Here is a 23,302-nt window from a genome sequence, read left to right on the forward strand (position 1 = left end):
GGCCCGGTGCCCGCCCTCAGGTCCAGTAGAGGAGCCGCGCGCCGGGCAGCCGGGCGTCGATCTCGCGCTCGAACCAGGAGCGCAGCTCGGTCATCGTCTCCCGCGGGTACACGTGCTTGACCGCCCCGTACTTGCCGCGCTTGGTCGTCCGCCGGGCCTCGTCCATCTCGAGCCGGGTGCGGGGGTACCAGTCCAGCAGCGTGCTCTTCGAGCCCGGCGTGAACCGGTGGGTGATGCACTCGACGGTCAGGTCGGCACCGGCCGGCAGCGCGGCGGCGATGCCGTCGAGCAGCTCGCCGTAGCCCTCGCGCCAGCCCTCCACCGGCATGATCGGCGCGATCGTGACGCCGACCGGGTAGCCGGCGCCGGCCACCGCCGAGAGCGCGGCCAGCCGGCCGGGCACCGGAGCGGTGCCGCCCTCGAACCGGCGGGCGACGGCCGCCGCGTTCACCGAGAACCGCAGCCGGGTGCGGCCGCCGTGCGGGAGGTCGAGCAGGCCGGCGACGTCGTCGAACTTGGTGGTCGCCCGCAGCTGCACCGGGCCCGCCCAGTCGTGCGTCCCGAAATGGGCGATCGCCGCGGCCAGCCCGCCGGTCAGGTGCTCGATGGCCAGGGGGTCGGTGTAGCAGGAGGCCTCGAACGTCGTCCCCTCGCCGCCGCGCTCGACGGTGCCCGAGGTGACCGCGCCGCGGCCGACGTAGCCGTCCAGGCCGTCGAGCACCTCGTCGAGGTCGGCGAACACGCGGGTGACCGGCGGGCCGGACAGCGAGCCGGCGAGGTAGCAGTACTGGCAGTGGGCGGGGCAGCCCTCGGCCAGGTCGAACCGCCAGTCCGCCGACGGCGGGATCGGCTGCAGGCTGCGCCGGGACGGCGCGCCGACGACCACGGCGAGGGTGTCCTTGGCCCGCATGAACGCCGCGCGGTCGCCGTCCCCGCGCAGGTTCGGCAACCGGTCGCCGCGGAGCAGCTCGACGTCGGAGACGCCGGCGGCGGACAGCCGGTCGAGGATCCGCCGGCCGTGCGGCCGCTCGGCGGCGGAGCGGGTGACGAGGACGCGGGACGGCGTCCAGAGGCGGGAGGGGGCGAGCGCGGGAGCGGTCATCACCTCGTACAACACCGGCCGGCCGCCGGCCGGACCCGCCTACTCGGTGAGGTCCACCACCACCGGCGCGTGGTCGCTCGCGCCCTTGCCCTTGCGCTCCTCGCGGTCGATGCGGGCGCCGGTCACCCGGGCGGCCAGGGCGGGGGAGCCGAGCACGAAGTCGATCCGCATGCCCTCGCGGCGCGGGAAGCGCAGCTGCGTGTAGTCCCAGTAGGTGTAGACCCCGGGCCCCGGCGCGTGCGGCCGGACGACGTCGGCGAACCCGGCGTCGACGACGGCGCGGAACGCCTCCCGCTCCGGTGCGGAGACGTGCGTGGAGTGGCTGAACACCGACATGTCCCACACGTCGTCGTCCTGCGGGGCGATGTTCCAGTCGCCGACGAGCGCCACCGGCAGCTCCGGCGCGGCCGCCAGCCAGCCGGCCGCGCTGGTGCGCAGCGCCTCGAGCCAGCGCAGCTTGTACTCGTAGTGCGGATCGGTCAGCGTGCGGCCGTTGGGCACGTACAGGCTCCACACGCGGGTGCCGCCGCAGGTCGCGCCGAGCGCCCGGGCCTCGGCGGCGGGTTCCTGCCCCTCCTTCGCCGACCAGGTCGGCATGCCGGGGAAGCCCACCTCGACGTCGTCCAGCCCGATCCGGGACAGGATCGCGACGCCGTTCCACTGCGAGTGCCCGACGTGGGCCACCTCGTAGCCGAGCGCGCTGAACACCATCTCGGGGAACTGGTCGTCGCGGCACTTCGTCTCCTGCAGCGCCAGGACGTCGACGTCCGAGCGCTGCAGCCAGGCGGCGACGCGGTCGGCGCGGGTGCGGATGGAGTTCACGTTCCAGGTGGCCAGTCGCACGACGGCATTGTCGGCCCACCGGCCGACACCGCGGCCAGGTGCCCCAGTGGAGTGCCACGGGAGCGTCTTCCGCGCCCTCCTACTCCGCTCGCGCCGCCGCGCGGGCGCGGGACCGCTCCCGGTTCTCCACGAACCGGGTCGCCTGCGCGTCCAGCCCCGCGAGGAACGCGGCGAGCTCCTCCCGCGCCTTCTCCCCGGCCGGGCCGAGGTCGGTGCGGTCGAACACCCGCCAGGCGCGCAGCACCGGGCTGACCACCTCGTCGTGGTGCAGCCGCAGGTCGTAGATGCCGGCCTTGGCGATCAGCATGGAGTTCCGCCGGAAGTTCGCCATCGTCGCGCCGGGCATCTCGAACCCGACGACCTCCGTGGTCACCGCCTGCATCGCGAGGTCCGGGTCGATGTCGAACGCCGCGGCCATGAGGTTGCGGTAGAAGACCATGTGCAGGTTCTCGTCCGTGGCGATGCGGGCGAGCAGCCGGTCGGCGACCGGATCGCCGGTGGCCCGCCCGGTGTTGCGGTGCGAGACACGGGTGGCCAGCTCCTGGAAGGAGACGTAGGCCAGCGCCTCCAGCGGGGTCTTGTCCCCGGAGTCGTAGCCGGCGGTCATGTAGTCCATCCGGGCCCGCTCCAGCTCCACGGGGTCGACGCCGCGGGTCACCACCAGGTAGTCGCGCAGCGCCACGCCGTGCCGGTTCTCCTCCGCCGTCCAGCGGCCGACCCACTGCCCCCAGGCGCCGTCCCGGCCGAACCGGGTGGCGATCTCCCGGTGGTAGCTGGGCAGGTTGTCCTCGGTGAGCAGGTTGGTCACCATCGCGGCCTTCGCCGTCTCGTCGAGCCGCGACTGCTCCGGAGCCCAGTCCTCGCCGCCGAGGAAGGCGAAGTCCCGCCCCTCCGACCACGGCACGTAGTCGTGCGGGTGCCACTCCTTGGCCGTGCCGATGTGCCGGTCGAGGTTCTGCGCGACGACCGGCTCCAGCTCGATCAGGACCGCTGCCTGCGCCGACGTCTGGGACATGGGGACCTCCGGGGCTCGGGGCGGGGCCGGCCGGTCCCTCCCGGGACGACGCCGGCGGCCCCCTGTGGGTTCCCCGTCCGACCGGTGTCACGCGCGGGTGTGGCGGACGGTGCGCGTGATCAGGTCGCCGTCCGGCGCCGGCGTCCGCAGCGCGCCTCCCGGGCCACCTCGGATGGGACGATGGTCCGATGACCGCCCTGCGGACCGGAGTCCGCGCGTGAGCGATGCGGACGACGCGACCCGACCGATCGGGTCGCCGCGCTCGTCACTGCCGCCCCCGCCACCCCCGCGCGGTGCCGGCTCCGACCGCGGGGACGCCGACGACGGCCCGGAGCGGCGCAGCGCCGGCGACGGACGGCGGCGGGGCCTGGGCGCGGTGCTGGGGTGGACCGTCGCCGGCGCCGTCGTCCCGGGCACCGGCTTCCTGGCCGCCGGTTGGCGCAGGACCGGCGCCGCGGTGCTCGTGCTCTTCCTCGCCCTGGTCGGCGCCGGGATCTGGCTGGCCACGGCCGGCCGGCGGACGGCGATCGGCATCGCGGTCGACCCGCAGCAGCTGAACTGGCTGCTCGGCGTCCTCGTCGCGGTCGCGGTGCTGTGGGCGGGGGCCGTCGTCCTGCAGTACCTGTGCCTGACCCCGCGCCGGACCTCCGCCGGCCGGCACGCCGTCGGCGGGCTGCTCGTGGCGCTGCTGGTCGCCGGCATCGCCTATCCGGCCTACCGCGTCGGCACCGTCGCGGTCGCCCAGCGCGGCCTCATCGAGGACGTCTTCGCCGACGATCGCCAGTCGGCGACCGTCGAGGACGTCCCCGACCCGTTCGGCGACCAGGAGCGGGTCAACGTGCTGCTGCTCGGCGGCGACGGCGGCGCGGGCCGTGAGGGCGTGCGCACCGACACGGTGATCGTCGCCAGCATCGACACCAGCACGGGCGACACCACGCTGTTCAGCCTGCCCCGCAACCTCGAGGAGCTGCCGTTCCCGGCCGACAGCCCCCTGGCCGAGGTCTACCCCGACGGCTTCGACGCCGGCAGCGAGAGCGAGAGCCTGCTCAACGCCGTCTACCGCAACGGCCCGGCGATGTACCCCGACATCCTCGGCCCGACCGACGACCCGGGCGCCGACTTCCTCAAGCTCGGCGTCGGGGAGGCCCTGGGCCTGCACATCGACTACTTCGTGCTGGTCAACCTCGACGGCTTCGCGCGGCTGGTCGACGCCCTCGGCGGGATCACCGTGAACGTCAACTACTACGTGCCGATCAACGGCGACCCGGGCACCGGTGAGCTCCCCGACGACTACATCGACCCCGGTCCCGACCAGCTGATGGACGGCGAGCGGGCGCTGCAGTTCGCCCGCGGCCGGTTCGGGCTGACCGACTACGACCGGATGGCCCGCCAGCGCTGCACCATCGACGCGATCATCGACGCCGCCGATCCGGTCACCCTGCTGGAGAGCTACCAGGAGCTGGCCGCCACCACGCAGGACATCGTCTCCACCGACATCCCCCGCTCGGCCCTGCAGGACTTCGTCGACCTGGGCTTCCTGGTCAAGGACGCCGAGGTGCGCAGCGTCGTCTTCGACAACACGCTGATCAACCCGGCGTACCCGGACTACGACCGGATGCGCGCCATCGTGGCCGACGCGCTCTCCGGCGGCGGGACGACGCCCACGACCACGCCGCCGCCGTCCGCACCGCCGTCACCGGCGGGGGAGGCGCCGGCCCCGCAGCCGGTCACCGAGGTCGGCGACGCCTGCGCCTACGACCCGGCGCAGGCCCAGGCGGCGATCGACGCCGGCGAGCCGCCGTCGAAGGCGAGCTGACGGCCGGTCACTGGTCGCGCAGCGGCGCCTGGGCCAGCCACCGGGTCTGCAGCTCCTCCAGGGTGTGCCCGGGCCAGGTGGCCTGGACGGCGAACAGCTCGTAGCCGCCGTCCCAGAAGGTGAGGAACAGCCACGGGGCCGGGCTGTCGGGCCGGCTGAGGAACAGGCCGCCCTCCTCGTCACCGGAGGCGCTCAGCCAGGTGCGGTTGCCCGGCTCGGCGACGTCGCGCACGCGCTCCACGGCGGCGTCCTGCTGCGCCCCGTCGGCGAACTGGGCGATCTCCAGGTGCAGGCCGTCGGGGCGGTCGCAGACCACGAGCCGCGCCGCGCCCTGCGGCACGCCGCTGGTGCACACCGCGCCGTCGGGGGCGGTGCCGCCGGGCTCCTCCGGCACCAGGTCGGGGAAGGCCGCGGCGATCCGCCAGTCGTCGAGCCACGGTCCGGGGGTCTGGATGGCCGCCACCGACGAGGAGCTGCCGGCGCCGCCGTCCTCGTCGACCGCGGTCACCTCGTAGCCGTGCTCGCCCAGCGGGGGCACCTGGTCGGTGTAGCGGGGCTCGGTCAGCCCCTCGGCCAGCAGCTCGTCGTCCCGGCGGACCTCGTAGCTCTCCGCACCCTCGAGCGCCGCCCAGGTGAGCAGCACGTCGGCGCCCTGGAGCGTGGCCTCCAGCCCCACCAGCCGGCCCAGCGGGGTGGTCACGGGATCGGCCACGGCGCGGGCCGAGCGCTCGTCGTCGTCCCCGACGGCGCGCACGGCGTAGGTCTGCTCGCTGGCCGGCGGCGCCTGCTCGTCGAGGTACTCGGTCGACTCCGTCTCGGTGATCAGCCGCTCGCCGCGGTAGACCTCGTAGCGCAGGGCACCGTCGACGGCCTCCCAGGTCAGCCGGACGCCGCCGTCCTCCGGGGTGGCGGTGAGGCCCCCCGGCTCGGCCAGGCCGCGGGTGGTGAGGACGACGAAGACCCCGGCCGCGACGGCGGCGGCCAGCAGCAGGGCGCCGAGGGTCCACCACAGGCTGCGGCGCGAGCGGCGGGCCGGCGCCGGCGCCGGGGGCTGCCACTGCGGATCGGGCAGCACCCGCCGGATCGTGGGCGGCTCGGGCACCCAGGTCGGCGGCGCGGGGGACCACTGCAGCGGCGGCGGGGGCGTTCCCCCGGCCGGGCCCTCCGGCCGCCACTGCCCGTGCGCGTCGCTCATCCCCGGTACCCCGTCCCCGTGACCTCCGCACCGGCCGGCGGAGCGGAGGTCACGCTACGTGGCAAGGGCGGCCGTCGGCGGGGAGCGGACCCCCGTTCCCCCGACCGGGGGGACGGGCTCAGAACGGCGCGTTGACGAACCACGCGTCACGCAGCTCGTCGCCGCTGTGGCCCTCCCAGGCCGCGTACACGGCGAACAGCTCCAGCCCCCCGCCGTAGAAGGTCAGGTACCGCCACGCCAGACCGGTGGGCGGGCTGACGAACAGGTCGCCCTCGGCGGGGCCGTCGCCGTAGGACCACGTGCCGGACAGGCCCGGGTCGGCGCCCGCGCTGATCGCCGCGGTGTTGGCGTCGCGCTGGGTGGCGTCGGTGAACTGGAGGACCTCGACGTAGATGCCGTTCGGGTAGTCGCAGGTCACCAGCGCGGCGGTGTCGCCGGAGGTCGACGGGCTGCAGGTCGCCCCGTTCCAGGCGGGCGCGCCGGGCTCGCTGCCGACGAGCTCGGAGAAGTTCTCGCCGATCTGGTAGGCCTCCTGCCACGGCCCCTGGGCGAAGAAGGACAGGCTGGTCTCGGAGGTGCTGCCCTCGCCGTCCTCGTCGACGGCGGTCAGCAGGTACTCGTGGTCGCCGAGGGGCACCTCCTCGTCGACGTAGGAGGTGCCGGTGACGTCGTCGGCGAGCAGCTCGCCGTTCCGGCTGACCTCGTAGCGGTCGGCGCCGGTCACCTCGTCCCAGGCGAGCTCGACGTCGGTCCCGGCGGCCGCGGCGCCGAAGCCGGTCGGCGGGTCGACCGGGGTGACGACGGGGTCGGTCTCGACCTCGGTGGAGCGGTCGCCGTCCTCCACCGTGACGACGGAGTAGCGCAGCTCCGTGCCGCCGGGCGCCTCGGTGTCGACGTAGCTGGTCTCGGCGGTGCTGCCCAGCTGCTCGTCGCCGCGGAAGACGTCGTACTCGGTGGCACCCTCGACGGCCTGCCAGCTGACGACGACGGATTCGCCGTCCAGCGCGGCCGCCACGCCGGTCGGCGGGTCGACCTCGCGGGTGAGCAGGAAGACGGTGACGCCCGCGCCGACGACCAGCACCAGCAGCAGGGCGCCCAGCGACCACCACAGGCCCTTGCGGGAGCGGCCGGCCGGCGGCGTCGCGCCGTACTGCGGGCCCCAGGCCTGCTGCGGCTGCCCGCCCCAGGACGGTTGCTGCTGCTGGCCCCAGGCCGGCTGCTGCTGTTGCTGCTGCCCCCAGCCGGGCTGCTGCTGCCCCGGGCCCCAGCCGGGCTGGCCACCGTACGGATCGCTCACGGGACGCCCCCATCCAGTCGGCACACGCGCAGCTCCGCCGGGCTCTGCGCCTGGTGGTGACGCTACGTCACCACCGGGGCGGGAGCGCCCAGCCGTTACCGGTCTGAGACGCTGACCCGACGCAGCGGAGAGCGGAGGCGCGCATGACGGTGGAGAACGGTTGATGGTCACGCGGGACCCGCGTCGGGAGCGGCTCGTCGGCCTGCTGGTGCTGGGCATCGCCGTCGTCCTGCTGGTGTCGTCGGTGACCTGGTTCGCCAGTGGTCAGCCGGTCGTCGGCATCGCCCAGGTGGTCGTCGGGGTGATCGACGGCGCGGCCGGCGTCTTCCTGCTGCGGCGCTCGGCCAAGGGCTGAGTCCCGGCGCGAGTGGCGCGCGACCGGTAACCGGGAACACACTCCGGGCGGTACAGCCCACGACCGACGGAGGCGCCCGTGAAGCTCGACAAGCAGGAACTGCTCAAGGTGTTGCGTACCCAGGGTGACAACGACACGGCCGACCAGGTCGACGGCCGGCTGCCGGACGAGATCGACACCGACCGCGACGGCGACGCGCTCTCCGCGCTGGGGCTCGACGCCACCCAGCTGATGGCCAAGCTCGCCGGCGGCGGGTTCGGCTCGACGCTCTCGCCCTAGCCGGCGCCGGCCCCATGAGCCGACGGGGCGCCGGACCGGGCAGGTCCGGCGCCCCGTCGGACGCGTGCGGTGGGTGGTTCAGCCGTAGTAGGGCCGTTCCCGCTGGAGCTCCTCGCGGGCCACCGAGCGCAGGTGCACGGCGTCGGGGCCGTCGGCGATGCGCAGCGTGCGCGCCGAGGCGTAGAACCGGGCCAGGGGCGTGTCGCCACTGACCCCGGCGCCACCGTGCACCTGGATGGCGCGGTCGATGACGTCGCAGGCGACGTTGGGCGCGATGACCTTGATCGCGGCGATCTCCGTGCGGGCGCCCTTGGCACCGTGCTTGTCGATCAGGTCGGCGGTCTTGAGCACCATCAGCCGCGCCTGATCGATTTCCATGCGCGACTGCGCGATCGTCTCGCGGACCGTGCCCTGCTCGGCCAGGGTCCGGCCGAACGCGGTGCGGGACTTCGCCCGCTCCACCATCAGCGTCAGCGCCCGCTCGGCCATGCCGATCGCCCGCATGCAGTGGTGGATGCGGCCGGGGCCCAGCCGGGCCTGGGCGATCATGAAGCCGTCGCCCTCGCCGGCGAGGATGTTGGACACCGGCACCCGGACGTCGCTGAAGACGATCTCCGAGTGGCCGTGCTGGTCCTGGTACCCGAACACCGGCAGGTGCCGGATGATCTCCACGCCCGGGGTGTCCCGCGGGACGAGGACCATCGACTGCTGCCGGTGGGGGGCGCCGTCGGGGTCGGTCTTGCCCATCAGGATGAAGACCTGGCAGCGCTCGTCGGCGGCGCCGCTGGTCCACCACTTGCGGCCGTTGATGACGTACTCGTCGCCGTCGCGCCGGATCGAGGTCTGGATGTTGCGGGCGTCGGAGGAGGCCACGTCCGGCTCCGTCATGGCGAAGCCCGACCGGATCTCGCCCTCGAGCAGCGGCTGCAGCCAGCGCTCCTTCTGCTCGGGGGTGCCGAACATCATGAGCGTCTCCATGTTGCCGGTGTCCGGCGCGGCGCAGTTGATCGCCTCCGGGGCGATCGTGGGCGACCAGCCGGTGATCTCGGCGACGGAGGCGTACTCGAGGTTGGACAGCCCACCGTGCTCGTGGTGGAACAGGTTCCACAGGCCGCGGCGGCGGGCCTCGGCCTTGAGCTCCTCGAGGACCGGCGGGTGGGCGTGGTCGTAGCCGCGGTCGGCACGCCACTTCTCGTAGACCGGCTCGGCGGGGAACACGTGCTCGCGCATGAAGTCCCACATCCGGCCGCAGACGTCCTCGGCTCGGGCGGAGAGGGCGAAGTCCATGCCTGGGAACGTACGTGGCGACGTGACCGGCGTCGCACCGGGGTCGCCCCGGAAATGCAGGAGCCGGGCCCCTCCGTGGAGGGACCCGGCTCCGTGCCGGTCGCACCGACGAGCGGCGCGGCGGGCCGTGGTTACACGCGGGTGCGGCCGTCGACCGCCGTCTTCACCGGGCCGAGCGCGATGACCAGGCCGACGAGGGCGGTGAGGATGTGCAGCACGTTGTCCGCGGCGTTGATGTTGAGGAAGTCCCACGACTCGTTGATGGCGAACAGGCCGTAGATGAAGACCGCGCCGTAGCCGATGGCGAGCAGCCAGCCGTAGGTGCGGGCACCGGCGAGCGTGCGGGACAGGGCGATGCCGGCCACACCGATGAGGATGTGGACGACGTTGTGGATCGGGTCGACGCCGAAGCCGAGCAGCTCCTCGTGGGTGCGTCCGGTCCAGTCGTCGAAGCCGGTCACGAAGAAGCCGGCGATTCCGACGAGCAGGTAGACGACGCCGAAGACGAGCGCGAGGAGCTGGGGCCAGGCGCGGGCACCCGCACCGGCACCCGAGCGGGTGTGGCCGGACGTGGACATGGGTCCTCCTGTGGTGGTGTGAGTTCCGCCCCATCTCGACGGACCGAGCGACGGATTACCCCTGCTGACCTGCGGACAACCGGTCGTCACCTAATCGTGTTGTGCTCGATCCACCTGGGTCGGCGCGGGCGCGCGGAACGGTGTCGTGCCGCGCAGGAGGTGTTCGCGGCCCGGTGGCCCGGCGGTTCACCGGGCCGGTTGCGCCCGGGGAACCGGCCCGTCGCCGACCTCGGTCAGCCGAGCGTCGAGCGGCTGCGCCGGATGACGAACGGGCCGATCGCGAGCAGGTCGACCGGGGCCGAGCCGAAGCACTCCAGGGCGTCGCGCGGATCGTCGACCATCGGCCGGCCGGCGGTGTTCAGGCTGGTGTTCACCACGACGGGCAGGCCGGTGCGCCGCTCGAAGCACTCGAGCATGCGCGCGACCAGGGGCTCCTCGGCGCGGTCGACGGTCTGGATCCGCGCGGTGCCGTCGACGTGGGTGACCGTGGGGATGCGGTCGCGCCACTCGGGGGCGACGTCGTGCACGAAGAGCATGTAGCGCGACGGGATCGGGCCGCGGCTGAAGATCGACTCGGCCCGCTCGGCGAGCACCATCGGCGCGACCGGGCGGAACTGCTCCCGGCCCTTGACGTTGTTCATGCGCTCGAGGTTGGCCTCGTAGCCGGGGTGGGCCAGGAGCGACCGGTGACCCAGCGCCCGGGGGCCGTACTCGCTGCGGCCCTGGAACCAGGCGACGATGCCGTTGTTCGCGAGGACCTCCGCCACCGCGTCGGCGACGTCGCGCGGGCGCTCGTAGTCGATGGCGGCGGTCTTGAGGAACTGCTCGATCTCGTCGTCGGACCAGCCGCGCCCGAGGTCCGCGCCCGGCATCGGGTGGGTCGTCTCGCCCAGGCCGCGGGCGACGTGCAGGGCGCTGCCCAGTGCGGTGCCGGCGTCACCGGCGGCCGGCTGCACCCACACGTGCTCGAACGGCGTCTCGGCGAAGATGCGGGTGTTGGCCACGCAGTTGAGGGCGACGCCGCCGGCGAGGGTGAGCGTGCGGTCGCCGGTCTGCGCGTGCAGCCACCGGGCCAGGTCGAGCAGCACCTCCTCGACGCGCTGCTGGACGCTGGCGGCGAGGTCGGCGTGGTCCTGCGTCCAGTCGTCGCCCTTGGTCAGGCGCGGCGCGAACTCGGAGAAGTCGATCCTCGGCGTCCGGAAGCCGCCGTCGTCGGTGGCCACGACGAGGTCCGACAGCTCGCCCAGGAAGCGCGGCTTGCCGTAGGAGGCCATCGCCATGACCTTGAACTCGTCGCTGCTGCGCAGGAAGCCGAGGTGGTCGGTGAGGTCCTCGTAGAGCAGGCCGAGGGAGTGGGGCAGCGCCTGACCGGCGAGCACCTCGAGCTGCCCGTCGACGTAGCGGCCGGCCAGGTGGCTGTGCGCCTCCCCGCGGCCGTCGAGCACGAGCACGGAGTTGTCGGCGGTCGGCGCGGCCAGACCGGCGGAGGCCGCGTGCGCGACGTGGTGCTTGACGAAGCGGACCTTGGCCGGGTCGAGGCCGGGGAGGGCGTGGGCCAGGAAGTCCGGCGCCTTCTCGGCGTACATCTTCCGCATCACGTCGCCGTCGTCGAACAGGCCGGACTCCTCCGGCGTCCCCATGAGCGCCGGATCGAAGGAGTAGGCGACGGCGTCGAGCTCCTCGGGGTGGATGCCGGCCTCGGCCAGGCACCAGGCCGCCGAGAGCTCGGGCAGCTCCCACGCGCTCCACGGCAGGGGGCGCTTGCCGTGCTTGCGCCGGCTGAAGCGTTCCTCCTCCGCGGCGGCCACGATCCGCCCGTCGACGACGAGCGCCGCTGCCGGGTCGTGGTAGATCGCGTTGATGCCGAGGACCTTCACGCTGTTGCTCCTCCCGGCCGGGCGCCGTGCCCGGCATGTCCGCGGATGATCTTCCCGGCGGGACGCCCGCTCCGCAGGACGAGCGAGCCCGACCGGGTGACAGCCGCGCCGCTCACGTGCGGGCGCGGAGCAGGTCGTGCTCGAGGACGGCGGCCAGCGCGAGCGTCTTGTAGCCGACCTCGTCGAAGAGCACGACCACCCGGTCGTCCTCCACGCGCATCACCAGCCCGGGGCCCCATTCGCTGTGCTCGACCGGGGTCTGCGGGGGGAAGGGCGTGTCGGCGCCCTCGTCGGCCGGGTGCTCCTCGGAGAGGCCGGCCGAGCAGTTGTCGCAGTTGCCGCAGGGCTGCTCCAGCTGCTCGCCGAAGTACCCGAGCAGGAACTGCCTCCGGCACTCGGTGGTCTCGGCGTAGCCGCGCATCATCTCCACGCGGCTCTGGTCGACCCGCTCCCGGTGCTCGGCCAGCTCGCGGGCCGCGGCGGCGGCCTCGCCGGGTGGCGGCGCGCCCTCGGCGGGGTGGGCGGCGCCCTCCTCGTCGAGCACGACGGCCGACACCTGCTCCAGCAGGTTCAGGTCCCGCACCAGGGGAGTGGCCGCGCGGCCGGTCTCCTCGCGCAACTGGGTGACGTCGATGCCCTCCTCGAGCCCGGCCGCGGGGGCCGCGGCGACGAGCCCGGCCACCTGCTGCAGCTCCTCCTCGGCGGGGGCGCCCGCGGCGAAGAACCGGCGCAGGCCGAGGTCCTCCTGCCGGTAGACGAGGACGGCGAGGGCCGGCTCGCCGTCCCGGCCGGCGCGGCCGATCTCCTGGTAGTAGCTGTCGATGGAGTCGGCCGGCTCGGCGTGGACGACGAACCGGGTATCGGGCTGGTCGATGCCCATGCCGAACGCGGTCGTCGCGACCACGACGTCGAGCTCGTCGTCCATGAAGGCCCGCTGGGTGTCCTCGCGGTCGGCCTTGCGCAGCCCGGCGTGGTACGGCCGGGCGCGCAGGCCCCGCTCCGTGAGGTCGGCGGCGAGCTCCTCGGTGCCCTTGCGGGTGGCGCTGTAGACGATGCCGGGCACGTGGCCCTCGCCGACCTCGGCGAGCACGCGGTCGAGGACCGCCTGGTGCTTGCCGTGCGCGTCGGCGTGCTGCTCGACCTCCAGCCGGATCTCCGGCCGGTCGAAGCCGGCCACCACCACGGCCGGATCCCGCATGCCCAGGCGCTCGATGATCTCCGCTCGCACCGGCGGGGCGGCGGTGGCGGTGAGCGCCAGCACCGTCGGGTGGCCCAGCTGCTCGATGACGCTGCCCAGCCGCAGGTAGTCGGGGCGGAAGTCGTGCCCCCACGCGGAGACGCAGTGCGCCTCGTCGACGACGAACAGCGCGGGGGCGGCCGCGGCGATCGCCTCGACGACGTCGGGCTTGGTCAGCTGCTCCGGCGCCAGGAACAGGTAGCGGACCGTTCCGTCCGCCAGGCCCTCGAGGGCGGCGCGCTGGTCGCCGGCCGACAGGCTCGAGTTCAGCTGGGCCGGGGTGCCCTCCAGCTCGTCGAGCTCCTCCAGTCGCTGCACCTGGTCGCGCTGCAGGGCGATCAGCGGGGAGACGACGAGCACCGGCCCGTCGAGGAGCTGGCCGGCGACCTGGTAGACCGCCGTCTTTCCGGCGCCGGAGGGCAGGACGCCCAGGGTGTCCTGGCCGGCGAGCACCCCCTTCATCGCCTCTTCCTGACCGGGGCGGAAGTCGTCGAAGCCCAGCACCTCGCGAGCGGTCTCGCGCAGCCGGCGGGTACGGACGGAGGCGGAGTTGCCCGCGGGGTTGCTCGTCGGTGGCACCGCGTGCCGCTGCCCGCCGCCGGTGATCGGCAAACGAGGCCCGGGTGGGGGCGCGTGGCGCGCGGAGCGGGTCGACCAGTGCATGGGGTGATCCTGGCCGCGGGCGACCGCGGACGCGGCCGCTCCGTCCACAGGAGCCCGCTCCGTCTACAGATCCGTTTTCGCTGGTGAGGCGGCTCGTCCGCCGGTATCATCGAACACACGTTCGACCGATGCGGGGCTCTCGGTGGCGCGGCGGCGTCGCCGCTGGAGGCTGCCCTCCGCGCCTGGCTGGCCGGGCCGCGGCTGTACCGCCCCCAAGGGCGGTGGATCGTCACGGCGGTGCATGGCCGGCACGGGGTGTCCGGGTCCCGGGCCCGGCAGGCGGCGGCGGTGGACGGTCGGGCGCGGCTCCTCGACGAGGGCGCCGAGTGGCTCGACGCGGTGGCGGAGCTCGAGCGAGGGCTGGCCCAGCTCGCGGGCGCCCGGGTGCGGGCGCTGGCCGCGTTCGCCGGCTGCCGGCCGTCGTCGTGGGACCGGCAGCCCGGGGAGCGCGGTGCCGCGTCGGAGGCATCCCGAGCGGCGCGGCCGCAGGCGCTGTCGGAGGTCAGTGAGTGGGCCGCGGCCGAGGTCGCGGCCCGGCTGCGCGTGCCGGAGCGCACCGCCGGCACGCTGCTCGCCGAGTCGATCGAGCTGGTGGAGCAGCTGCCGGGCACGCTCGCCGCGCTCGAGGCCGGCCGCATCTCCTGGACGCACGCCCGGGCGCTGGTGGAGCTGCTGCGGCCGGTCGCCACGGGGAAGAAGACGCTTGTCGAGGCCCGGGTGCTGCCGCGGGCGCCCCGGCAGACCGTCGCCCAGTTGCGCGAGTGCACGCGGCGGGCGATCGCGAAGATCGACGCGGACGCCGCCCTCCGGCGGCTGGCCCAGGCGGTCCGCGACCGCCGGGTGACCCGTCACCCGGGTGAGGACGGCATGGCGGTGCTGACCGCGGTGTTGGCGGCCCCGGTGGCCCGTGCCTGCCACGAGGCACTCCGGGCGTACGCCGAGGCCTGCAGCTCGACCGCCGACGGGCACCCCGATCCGCGCAGCCTGGACGAGCGCATGGCCGACTGCCTGGCCGACCTCATCCTGCGACCCGACGCCGAGGGGCGGCTGCCGGTCCGGGTGCTCCTCACCCTGGTGGCCGGGGTGGACACCCTGGCCGGCTCGGGGCCCGACGCCGACGAGCCGGGCGAGGTCGACGGCGAGACCGTGCCCGCGCCGCTGGTGCGCGAGCTGGCGTACTCGTTGGGGCTGATGCCCCGCCCGCAGTGCGCGGAGATGCCCGGGAGCGCTGACGAGGGCGCGGAGCCGGCGCCGGGCCAGGGAGCCGAGGCAGAAGCAGGCGCTGGCGCGGACGGCGAGGGCGGCTGCGACGCCAGGAGCGCCGCTGCGCCCGGATCCGCCGGATCCGGGGAGCGTGGGAACCAGGCCCCGGCGGCGCTGACCGCCCTGCTGGAGCCGCGACGGCTCGCGGGCACCGCGCTGGCCGAGCGGCCCGGCATCGCCATGGTCGACCAGCTCACCGGATGCCTGCTCGCGCTCGCCGACGTCACCACCCTGCGTGCGGCCGCCCGCGACGGGCGGGGGTTGGGCCCGCCGGCGGAGAATCCCGGCTACTGGCCCTCCGACCCGCTGGACCGGTTCGTCCGCCTGCGCGACCGGCGCTGCCGGTTCCCCGGCTGCAGGGCCCGGATCCGCCGCTGCGACCTCGACCACCGGGTGCCCCATCCGCATGGTCCGACGTCGCACGACAACCTCGAGGGGCTCTGCGAGTTCCACCACCGCCTGAAGCACCAGGCGCCGGGCTGGCGGCTGACCGGGTCGGGTGACGGCGGCCTCGTGTGGACCCTGCCCGGCGGCACCACGATCACCACGGTCCCCCCGCGCTTCGGTACCGACGACGGCAGCGCGCCGGCCGGGACCGCTCCGACGGAGACCGGAACCGCCGAGACGGCTCCGAGCGCGGCGCGTCCGGACTGGGGAACGCTGGACGCGATCGGGCGCCGGGCGTGGATCCGGGACCTCCTGACGGTCGACGGGCGCGGCTCCGGGACGAGATCCGACGGCGGCGCGGCCGCCGACGCTCCCTTCTGAGGAAGGGGGACCCCGGCGGTCGGCCCGTGGCCGTGCGGGCTGCCGGTCAGGGGGCCAGTCGGCGCGTGCCGGCCAGGTCCGCGGAGTCGGCGGCCGCGCGCCCGGACAGCCAGCCGGACGGATCGACCGTCGTGCTGCGTCTGGTCCGCAGCCGCGGGAAGAGCTCCTCGAAGGCCCGGGTGACCGTCGCGTCGCGGTTCCGCAGCACCGGCGCGAGGTCGGTGCCCCGCTCGGCCGCCATCCGCTCCGTCGCGGCGTCGCGGGCGGCGGTGAGCCGCTCGCCGACGCGCACCGCGTACGCCAGCAGGAACGCCCGGCGGAAGGCGCGCGAGCGGGCGTGCCCACCGCCCTGCCGTCCGGCGGCCAGCATGGCGCGCGCCGCCTGGACCAGCAGCGACGTCGCCAGGAGCTCGGTCGCGTCGAGGTCCGCCGGCATCCCGACCAGCACGGCGATCCCGTACCGGGAGAACCAGGCCGCGCGGACGCCGTTCGCCTGGGCCACCGCGCTGACCAGGTGCATCTTGGCGTCCAGGTACGGCGCCTCCAGGTGCAGCCGGCGCTCCGCCGCCCCGGGTGGGGGTGCCGCCCGGCCCGGCGCGGCGGCGAGCAGGGTCGCGTCGATCGCGTGCGCCGCCATCAGCTCCTGCGCCTTCGCCGACAGCGCCTCCGCCTCGTCGGGGAACTCGGTGGACTCCGCCTTCGCCAGCAGCGACCGGATCCGCCGGAGGGCGCGGTCGGCGTCGCGCCCGGCGTCCCCGGCGTCGCCCGCAGCACCCTGCCCCGCCGCCTCCGCGGCGCGACGCCTCCGGGGCCAGCGCGACGGCACCTCGCCGAGGTGGGGGAGGCGCGGCAGCGCGCGCAGGTGCGCCAGGAGGAGGGCGACGTCCCCGGCTGTCGCGCGCGAGCCCCGCGCCCGCTGGCGCACGGTGTCCAGCTGTGCCACCCACGACCCGGGCAGGTCCACCGTCTCCCCCAGGGCCTCGACGCTCGCGACCGCCGCCTCCGCGGCCAGGGCGACGAGTTCCGGCGCGGTGCCGGCGAGCACGTGCACCAGGTCGGCGGGGCGCCAGCCGCGCTCCCAGACCGAGGCGACGGCGTCGAGCAGGCGGCGGTCGACGGCGGAGGTGGCGGTCATGCGGGCCAGCCTCGCCCAGGGGGCCGAGACGGCGGGGCCGGCCCCTGTGGACGCCGGCCCGGCGTCCACGGATTCCGTCCGGTGCGGTGCGGCCCTGGCGGCGGCCGATAGCGTCCCGCCGTGGCTGCCACCTACCGCATCGCCGAGGCCGCGGAACTGCTGGGCGTCAGCGACGACACCGTGCGCCGCTGGATCGACAGCGGCCGCCTGCCGGCCCGCCGCGAGGGTGGCGGCCCGGCCGTCGTGGACGGCCCGGAGCTCGCCCGGGTCGCCGCCGCGCTGCACGAGGCCCCCGAGCCAGGGGCCACCCGGCACTCCTCGGCCCGCAACCGGCTGCCCGGCATCGTCACCCGGGTGGTCCGCGACACGGTGATGGCGCAGGTCGAGATCCAGTCCGGGCCCTTCCGGCTCGTGTCGCTCATGTCGCGCGAGGCCGCCGACGAACTGGGCCTGGAGGTCGGGGTGCGCGCCGTGGCGACGGTCAAGGCCACCCAGGTCAGCGTCGACACCGCCTGATCCGCGCCCGCGGAACTCGGATGCGCAGACGAGGCGCTTCTGCGGCCCTCATCGGGATAGTGTCCCGCGCATGCGGAGGCAGATCCTCGTGGTGCCCGGAGCGCTGGTGGCGGTCGTGCTGGCCGGCTGCGGAGCGGACGGCGGATCGGAGGCCGCTGCGTCCGCCGGATCGGGCGGCCCCTCCGGCACCCTGACCGTCTTCGCCGCCGCGTCGCTCACCGACGTCTTCACCGACCTCGGGGAGCGCCTGGAGACCGACCACCCCGGTCTCGACGTGCGGTTCAACTTCGCCGGCAGCTCGGCTCTGGCCACCCAGATCACGCAGGGTGCGCCGGCGGACGTGTTCGCGTCGGCCAACCAGAGCCAGATGACCGTCGTCACCGACGCCGGCCTGGCCGAGGACCCGCAGGTGTTCACCGCGAACGTCCTCGAGATCGCCGTCCCCGCCGGCAACCCGGCCGGGGTGACCGGGCTGGCCGACTTCGCCCGCGAGGAGCTGGCGCTGGCCGTGTGCGCCGCCGAGGTGCCGTGCGGCGCCGCCGCCGACGACGTCTTCGCCGCCGCGGGCGTGACCCCGCGGCCGGACACGCTCGAGGAGGACGTCCGCGCGGCCCTGACCAAGGTGGAGCTCGGCGAGGTCGACGCCGCGCTGGTGTACGCCACCGACGTGACCGCGGCCGGGGACGCCGTCGAGGGCATCCCCTTCCCCGAGGCGGAGGACGCGGTCAACGAGTACCCGATGTGCACGCTGGCGGAGGCGCCGAACCCCGCGGCGGCCCGCGCGTTCGTCGACCTGGTGCGCTCGGGGGAGGGGCAGGAGGCGCTGGCGGCGGCCGGATTCCGGGCACCGTGAGCGGACGGGTGCGCGAGCATCGCAGCGAGCGCCGGCGAGCGAGGAGCGGAGCGCGCCGCGGGAGCGAACCGTGGGCACCGTGAGCGGACGGGTGCGTGAGCATCGCAGCGGGCGCCGGCGAGCGAGGGGGGACCGCGCGGTCCCCGCGCCGCTCCTCGTCCCCGCTGTCGTCGCCGTCGCCTTCCTCGTCCTCCCGCTGGTCGGCCTGCTGGTGCGGGCGCCCTGGGGCGAGCTCTGGCCGCTGCTGACCACCCCGGAGGTCGGCGAGGCGCTGCGCCTGTCGCTGGTGTCGGCGACGCTGGCCACGCTGGTCTCCCTGGTGCTCGGCGTCCCGCTGGCCTGGGTGCTCGCCCGCTCGCGGATCCGCGGCCGCGGGGTGCTGCGCGCCCTGGTGACCGTTCCGCTGGTGCTGCCGCCGGTGGTCGGCGGCGTCGCGCTGTTCCTCGTGCTCGGCCGGCAGGGGCTCGTCGGCTCCTGGCTGGCCGAGACCACCGGGATCACCATCCCGTTCACCACCACCGCCGTCGTCATCGCCGAGACCTTCGTGGCGATGCCGTTCCTCGTGATCAGCGTCGAGGGTGCGCTGCGCGCCGCGGACGCCCGCTTCGAGGACGCCGCCGCGACCCTCGGCGCCGACCGCTGGACGACGTTCCGCCGGGTCACGCTGCCGCTGGTCGCCCCCGGGATCGCCGCGGGCGCCGTCCTCTGCTGGGCCCGGGCGCTGGGCGAGTTCGGCGCGACGATCACCTTCGCCGGCAACTTCCCGGGGACGACGCAGACGATGCCGCTCGCGGTCTACCTCGCCCTGCAGGACGACCCGCGCGCGGCGATCGTGCTCTCCCTGGTCCTGCTCGGCGTCTCCCTGGCCACCCTGCTGCTGCTGCGCGACCGCTGGCTGGGGCGCACGGGAGCCGCCGGGTGAGCGTCGAGGCGGCGGTGCGGGTGCGCCGCGGGGCGATGACCGTCGACCTCGAGGTGGCCGTGGCCGACGGGGAGGTGCTGGCCGTCCTCGGCCCGAACGGCGCGGGCAAGTCCACGCTGCTGCGGGTGCTCGCCGGCCTGCTGCGCCCGGACGGTGGCCGCGTCGCGGTCGCCGGCGAGGTCTGGGACGACGTCGCCGCGGGCGTGCACCGCCCGGCGCACGCGCGCCGGCTGGGCATGGTCTTCCAGGACCACCTGCTCTTCCCCCACCTGTCGGTCACCGACAACGTCGCCTTCGGCCTGCGCAGCCGCGGCATGCGCCGCGCCGAGGCCCGCGCCGCCGCGGCCGCCTGGCTCGACCGGGTCGGCCTCGCCGAGTTCGCCGACCGCCGGCCCGGTCGGCTCTCGGGCGGCCAGGCGCAGCGGGTGGCGCTGGCCCGCGCGCTGGTCGGCGACCCCGCGCTGCTGCTGCTCGACGAGCCGCTGTCCGCCCTCGACGCGCGCACGCGGCTCGCCGTCCGCGCCGAGCTGCGCCGCCACCTCGCCGCGTTCGGCGGCAGCACGGTGCTGGTCACGCACGACCCCGTCGACGCCATGGCGCTGGCCGACCGCGTCCTGGTCGTCGAGGACGGCGTCGTCGTCCAGGCCGGTCCGCCCGGCGAGGTGGCCCGGCACCCGCGCACCGACTACGTCGCCCGGCTGGTGGGCCTGGCACTGCTGCCCGGCACGGGGAAGGGGACGGCGGTGCGGCTCGACGGCGGCGGCACCGTGGCGGTGGCCGGGGAGGTGCGCGGGCCGGTGTTCGTCGCCGTCCGCCCGGAGTCGGTGGCGCTGTACCCGGAACGACCGTCCGGCAGCCCGCGCAACGTCTGGCCGGTCCGGCTGGCCGGCGCGACGCCGTCGGGCACCACCGTGCGGTGCGAACTGGAGGGTGAGGTGGCGCTGCTCGCCGACGTCACCGCGACCGCCTTCGCCGAGCTGGCGCTGGCGCCCGGCGTGGAGCTGTGGGCCAGCGTCAAGGCCAGCGAGGTCGCGGTGTACCCCCGCTGAGAGGGTGGGGGCATGACGTCCGACCGCCCCGTCGCGGGGCTCGTGCTCGCCGCCGGCGGCGGCCGCCGGTACGGGATGCCCAAGGCGCTGGTCGAGTACGAGGGCAGCCTGCTGGTCGAGCGCGCGGTGCGGACGGCGTCCGCGGTCTGCGACCCGGTGCTCGTGGTGCTCGGCGCCCGCGCGGTCGACGTGTGGCGCACGGCCGACCTCAGCGGCGCGACGGTGCTGGCCAACCGCGACTGGGAGACCGGCATGGCCTCCTCCCTCCGCGTCGGCCTGGACGGGCTGCGCGGCTGGCCGGGTCGGGTCGACGCGGCCCTGGTGCTGCTCGTGGACATGCCGGGCATGACCCCCGCCGCCCTGGCGCGGGTGGCCGGGCACGCGGGCCCCGGCGCGCTGGCGGTCGCCACCTACGACGGCGTCCGGGGGCACCCGGTGCTGCTCGGGCGCGACCACTGGGCCGGCGTGGCGGAGACCGCCACCGGCGACGAGGGCGCCCGCCGCTACCTGGCCGGGCGGGCGGTCACCGAGGTGGACTGCACCGGCCTGGCCGATCCGGTGGACCTCGACGTGCCCCCGGGCGGGGTACCGTCGGCGCCGTGATCGCCCGGGTCGTCGACGAGCCGCTGTCGGTCGCCGAGCACGAGGACGCGGTGGCCGACAAGGCCGCCGGCGCCGTCGTCTCCTTCGCGGGCGTCGTGCGCGACCACGACGGCGGCCGGTCGGTGACCGAGCTGGAGTACGTCGGCCACCCGACGGCCGGCGAGGTCATCGAGGAGCTGGCGCGGGAGTTCGCCGCGCGGCCCGACGTCCAGGCCGTGGCCGTCTCGCACCGGATCGGCCTGCTCGGCATCGGCGACGTCGCACTGGCCTGCGCCGTCAGCGCCGCGCACCGCGGCGCGGCGTTCACCGCCTGCGCCGAGCTGGTCGACGAGGTGAAGAAGCGGCTGCCCATCTGGAAGCGGCAGGTCTTCACCGACGGCGACGAGGAGTGGGTGGCCTGCCCCTGAGGGGCGGCGCCGCCGGCGGTCAGGCCTGCACGCTCGGCCGGCGCGGATCGCCCGGCACCTCGCCCGGGTCGTAGCCCGCGGCGAGGAGGGTGGCGAGCATGCGGGCGACCAGCTCGACCAGCGGCAGGTCGCGCGCCGCGCTGCGCGGCCGGGCCCGGGCGGCCACCCCGCAGACGGTGCCGAACAGACCGCCGTCCGCCCCGACGATCGGCACGCCGAGGTAGGCGGCGACGCCACCGAGCAGCGGCCCGGTACTGCGGGTCGCGTAGGCCGGCACGGCGGCGGTCACGGTGGCCACGCGCGGCGCCGCCCCGCTCACCATCTGCTTGCAGAAGCTGTCCTCCCACGGCAGCGAGACACCGGGCCGGACGGCGTCCGGTGGCTCGGCGTGGACGACCACCTGACGGCCGTCCACGACGCGGGTGACCATCCACATGTCCCAGCCGAGCTGCTCGTGCAGGAACTCCAGGGCGCCGGTGGCGGCGGACGACCAGTCCCGCCACGGCGCCATGTCCCGCATCTCGGCGCCTGCGATCCCTGGTGGAACCATGTCGTCCGGTGTTCCCCGCGCGGCGCTGCCTCATTCGCCGCGGAGCGCGGCACCATACGCAACCTGATCGTCCGCATCCGGGCCAGGAAGGGGAGCGCACGCGGTGCCACACCCCGACAGCGAGCGCGTGCTGGCGTCGATGCCGGTCGGCTTCATGGCCATCGGCGCGGACTGGGTGATCACCCACGTCAACCCGGCCGGTGAGCGGATCGCCCGCGCGCCGTCGGCCGACCTCGTGGGCCGCAGCTACTGGTCGGTGTACCCGGACAACGCGCACAACGAGTTCGGCCACAGCGTGCGCCGGGTCATGGAGCGGCGGACGGAGGAGACCTTCGAGGCGTTCTACCCCGCGCCGCTGTTCCGCTGGTTCGCCGTCCAGGCGGTGCCGTCGGACTCCGGCCTCTTCCTCTACTTCTCCGACGTCACCGAGCGGCGCCAGGCGCAGGACCGACTGACGATGCTCGCCCGCGTCGGCGAGGTGCTCTCCGGCGCGCTGGACCCGGCCGAGGCCGCGCGCCGGGTGCCGGGGCTGGTCGTGCCGGCCCTGGCCGAGGGCTGCCTGGTCACCGTGGTGGACGACGACGGGCGGCCGCACGACCTGGGCACCTGGCACGCCGACCCGGACCGCCGGGAGGTGCTGCACCGGTACGCGGTCCTGCGGCTCGGCGTCGTGCCGGCCACCGCCCCCGTCATCCGGTCGCTGGCCGGTGAGACCGTGGTCATGACCGGGCCCGACGTGCTCGCCGGGGTGCCGTCCGGCGAGGTGCACGACCTGTTCGCGCGGCTGGCCCCCCGCACGGTGGTGACCATGCCGCTGCGCGGCCTGGACCGGGTGGTCGGGGCGCTCACCCTGCTGCTCGGCGTCCGTGACGTCGACCTGCCCTCGGCCCGGGACGTCGCCGACCGGGTCGGGGCGGCCCTCGACGGAGCGCGGGTCTACGGGCAGCAGCGCCGGCTGGCGGAGGGGCTGCAGCGCAGCCTGCTCAGCGACCCCGTGGAGCCGGCCGACGCCGAGATCGCCGTCCGCTACACCCCGGCCGCCGAGGCCGCGCGGGTCGGCGGCGACTGGTACGACGCGTTCCTGCAGCCCTCGGGCGCCACGATGCTGGTCATCGGGGACGTCGTCGGCCACGACACCGCCGCCGCCGCGGCCATGGGCCAGCTCCGCTCGCTGCTGCGCGGGGTCGCGGTCTACAGCGACGCCGGGCCGGCCGAGGTGCTGCGCGGTCTGGACGCGGCGATGACGCAGCTGCGGGTGCAGACCTACGCGACCGCCACGGTCGCGCGCTTCGAGCAGACCGACGCGGAGCGCGCCCGAGGGATCACCCGGATGCGCTGGTCCAACGCCGGGCACCTGCCGGTGCTGGTGATCGACCCCGCGGGGTCGGTGGCGCCGCCGCCGGGCTGGCGCAGCGACCTGCTGCTGGGCCTGGGCTCACCGGCCGGCCGCAGCGAGTCGGTGGTCTCGCTCGCCTGCGGCAGCACGGTGCTGCTGTTCACCGACGGCCTGGTCGAGCGGCGCACCAGCGACCTGGACGCCGGGCTGGCGCTGCTCACCGAGGCCGCCGGCGAGCTCGCCGGACGGCCGCTCGCGGAGCTGTGCGACGAGGTGATCGAGCGGCTGGTGCACGGCCGGCCCGACGACGACGTCGCGCTGGTGGCGATGCGGCTGCACCCCGCGGCGCGCTGAGG

At 75.4% G+C, this 23,302-nt stretch carries 22 protein-coding genes; 11 read left to right on the forward strand and 11 right to left on the reverse strand.

Annotated elements, in window-relative coordinates; translation table 11 throughout:
• Positions 1–16: 16 nt before the first annotated feature.
• The 3 genes from ACI79R_RS01035 to ACI79R_RS01045 form a co-directional block, all read right to left on the reverse strand.
• Positions 17–1,102, reverse strand: a complete 1,086-nt coding sequence (locus tag ACI79R_RS01035) for a spore photoproduct lyase family protein (RefSeq protein ID WP_456571712.1) — start codon at positions 1,100–1,102, stop codon at positions 17–19.
• Positions 1,103–1,141: 39 nt separating this feature from the next.
• Positions 1,142–1,945, reverse strand: coding sequence for an exodeoxyribonuclease III (locus ACI79R_RS01040; protein ID WP_456571713.1), 804 nt, complete (start codon positions 1,943–1,945; stop codon positions 1,142–1,144).
• A 79-nt stretch (positions 1,946–2,024) separates the two neighbouring features.
• Positions 2,025–2,960 (reverse strand): acyl-ACP desaturase, encoded by a 936-nt coding sequence (locus ACI79R_RS01045; RefSeq protein ID WP_456571714.1) that lies wholly within the window; start codon positions 2,958–2,960, stop codon positions 2,025–2,027.
• 217 nt (positions 2,961–3,177) lie between these two features.
• On the opposite strand from ACI79R_RS01045, the gene ACI79R_RS01050 reads away from it, so the two are divergent.
• Complete coding sequence (locus tag ACI79R_RS01050) at positions 3,178–4,776, forward strand: LCP family glycopolymer transferase (protein ID WP_456571715.1); 1,599 nt, start codon at positions 3,178–3,180, stop codon at positions 4,774–4,776.
• Positions 4,777–4,783: 7 nt separating this feature from the next.
• Here ACI79R_RS01050 and ACI79R_RS01055 read toward each other — a convergent pair whose 3' ends face one another.
• Positions 4,784–5,971 (reverse strand): fibronectin type III domain-containing protein, encoded by a 1,188-nt coding sequence (locus ACI79R_RS01055; protein WP_456571716.1) that lies wholly within the window; start codon positions 5,969–5,971, stop codon positions 4,784–4,786.
• Between the two features lie 118 nt (positions 5,972–6,089).
• Positions 6,090–7,268, reverse strand: coding sequence for a hypothetical protein (locus tag ACI79R_RS01060; protein ID WP_456571717.1), 1,179 nt, complete (start codon positions 7,266–7,268; stop codon positions 6,090–6,092).
• 163 nt (positions 7,269–7,431) lie between these two features.
• Between ACI79R_RS01060 and ACI79R_RS01065 the strand changes: the two genes are divergently transcribed.
• Positions 7,432–7,623 (forward strand): hypothetical protein, encoded by a 192-nt coding sequence (locus ACI79R_RS01065; protein ID WP_456571718.1) that lies wholly within the window; start codon positions 7,432–7,434, stop codon positions 7,621–7,623.
• A gap of 78 nt (positions 7,624–7,701) precedes the next feature.
• On the forward strand, positions 7,702–7,902 hold the full coding sequence (locus tag ACI79R_RS01070; RefSeq protein ID WP_456571719.1) for a hypothetical protein: 201 nt from the start codon (positions 7,702–7,704) through the stop codon (positions 7,900–7,902).
• 78 nt (positions 7,903–7,980) lie between these two features.
• Here the strand turns inward: ACI79R_RS01070 and ACI79R_RS01075 are convergent, their stop codons facing one another.
• The 4 genes from ACI79R_RS01075 to ACI79R_RS01090 form a co-directional block, all read right to left on the reverse strand.
• A complete protein-coding gene (locus tag ACI79R_RS01075) occupies positions 7,981–9,189 on the reverse strand; it encodes an acyl-CoA dehydrogenase family protein (protein WP_456571720.1) in 1,209 nt (402 codons plus the stop codon).
• A 131-nt stretch (positions 9,190–9,320) separates the two neighbouring features.
• Positions 9,321–9,767 carry a DUF4383 domain-containing protein gene (locus ACI79R_RS01080; RefSeq protein ID WP_456571721.1) on the reverse strand — a complete coding sequence of 149 codons (447 nt, stop codon included), beginning with the start codon at positions 9,765–9,767 and terminating at the stop codon, positions 9,321–9,323.
• 233 nt (positions 9,768–10,000) lie between these two features.
• Positions 10,001–11,644 (reverse strand): carbamoyltransferase family protein, encoded by a 1,644-nt coding sequence (locus tag ACI79R_RS01085; RefSeq protein ID WP_456571722.1) that lies wholly within the window; start codon positions 11,642–11,644, stop codon positions 10,001–10,003.
• A 112-nt stretch (positions 11,645–11,756) separates the two neighbouring features.
• Positions 11,757–13,460, reverse strand: a complete 1,704-nt coding sequence (locus ACI79R_RS01090) for a RecQ family ATP-dependent DNA helicase (RefSeq protein WP_456571723.1) — start codon at positions 13,458–13,460, stop codon at positions 11,757–11,759.
• Positions 13,461–13,832: 372 nt separating this feature from the next.
• On the opposite strand from ACI79R_RS01090, the gene ACI79R_RS01095 reads away from it, so the two are divergent.
• Positions 13,833–15,575 (forward strand): DUF222 domain-containing protein, encoded by a 1,743-nt coding sequence (locus tag ACI79R_RS01095; protein WP_456571724.1) that lies wholly within the window; start codon positions 13,833–13,835, stop codon positions 15,573–15,575.
• Positions 15,576–15,621: 46 nt separating this feature from the next.
• On the opposite strand, the gene ACI79R_RS01100 is transcribed toward ACI79R_RS01095, so the two are convergent.
• Positions 15,622–16,710: a DUF2786 domain-containing protein gene (locus ACI79R_RS01100; RefSeq protein ID WP_456571725.1), complete on the reverse strand. Its 1,089-nt coding sequence runs from the start codon at positions 16,708–16,710 to the stop codon at positions 15,622–15,624.
• Positions 16,711–16,830: 120 nt separating this feature from the next.
• Between ACI79R_RS01100 and ACI79R_RS01105 the strand changes: the two genes are divergently transcribed.
• The 6 genes from ACI79R_RS01105 (at position 16,831) to ACI79R_RS01130 (ending at position 21,060) form a co-directional block, all read left to right on the forward strand.
• Positions 16,831–17,226, forward strand: coding sequence for a TOBE domain-containing protein (locus ACI79R_RS01105; protein ID WP_456571726.1), 396 nt, complete (start codon positions 16,831–16,833; stop codon positions 17,224–17,226).
• Positions 17,227–17,296: 70 nt separating this feature from the next.
• The gene (gene modA, locus ACI79R_RS01110; RefSeq protein ID WP_456571727.1) at positions 17,297–18,079 is read left to right on the forward strand and encodes a molybdate ABC transporter substrate-binding protein; all 783 of its coding nucleotides are present in this window, start codon (positions 17,297–17,299) and stop codon (positions 18,077–18,079) included.
• Positions 18,080–18,170: 91 nt separating this feature from the next.
• Positions 18,171–19,001 carry an ABC transporter permease gene (locus ACI79R_RS01115; RefSeq protein WP_456571728.1) on the forward strand — a complete coding sequence of 277 codons (831 nt, stop codon included), beginning with the start codon at positions 18,171–18,173 and terminating at the stop codon, positions 18,999–19,001.
• Positions 18,998–20,050: an ABC transporter ATP-binding protein gene (locus ACI79R_RS01120; protein WP_456571729.1), complete on the forward strand. Its 1,053-nt coding sequence runs from the start codon at positions 18,998–19,000 to the stop codon at positions 20,048–20,050. The genes ACI79R_RS01115 and ACI79R_RS01120 overlap by 4 nt, the downstream gene beginning before the upstream one ends.
• A 12-nt stretch (positions 20,051–20,062) precedes the next feature.
• On the forward strand, positions 20,063–20,653 hold the full coding sequence (locus ACI79R_RS01125; protein WP_456571730.1) for a nucleotidyltransferase family protein: 591 nt from the start codon (positions 20,063–20,065) through the stop codon (positions 20,651–20,653).
• Positions 20,650–21,060, forward strand: a complete 411-nt coding sequence (locus ACI79R_RS01130; protein WP_456571731.1) for a molybdenum cofactor biosynthesis protein MoaE — start codon at positions 20,650–20,652, stop codon at positions 21,058–21,060. Before ACI79R_RS01125 ends, ACI79R_RS01130 begins: the two co-directional genes overlap by 4 nt.
• 19 nt (positions 21,061–21,079) lie before the next feature.
• Here ACI79R_RS01130 and ACI79R_RS01135 read toward each other — a convergent pair whose 3' ends face one another.
• Entirely contained in the window at positions 21,080–21,571 is a 492-nt protein-coding gene (locus ACI79R_RS01135) for a GAF domain-containing protein (protein ID WP_456571732.1), read from the reverse strand.
• 142 nt (positions 21,572–21,713) lie between these two features.
• Here ACI79R_RS01135 and ACI79R_RS01140 point away from each other — a divergent pair, with 142 nt between their 5' ends.
• On the forward strand, positions 21,714–23,300 hold the full coding sequence (locus tag ACI79R_RS01140) for a SpoIIE family protein phosphatase (RefSeq protein ID WP_456571733.1): 1,587 nt from the start codon (positions 21,714–21,716) through the stop codon (positions 23,298–23,300).
• The last annotated feature ends 2 nt before the right edge of the window (positions 23,301–23,302 follow it).

The sequence above is a fragment of the Blastococcus sp. SYSU D00820 genome (genome assembly GCF_054050695.1).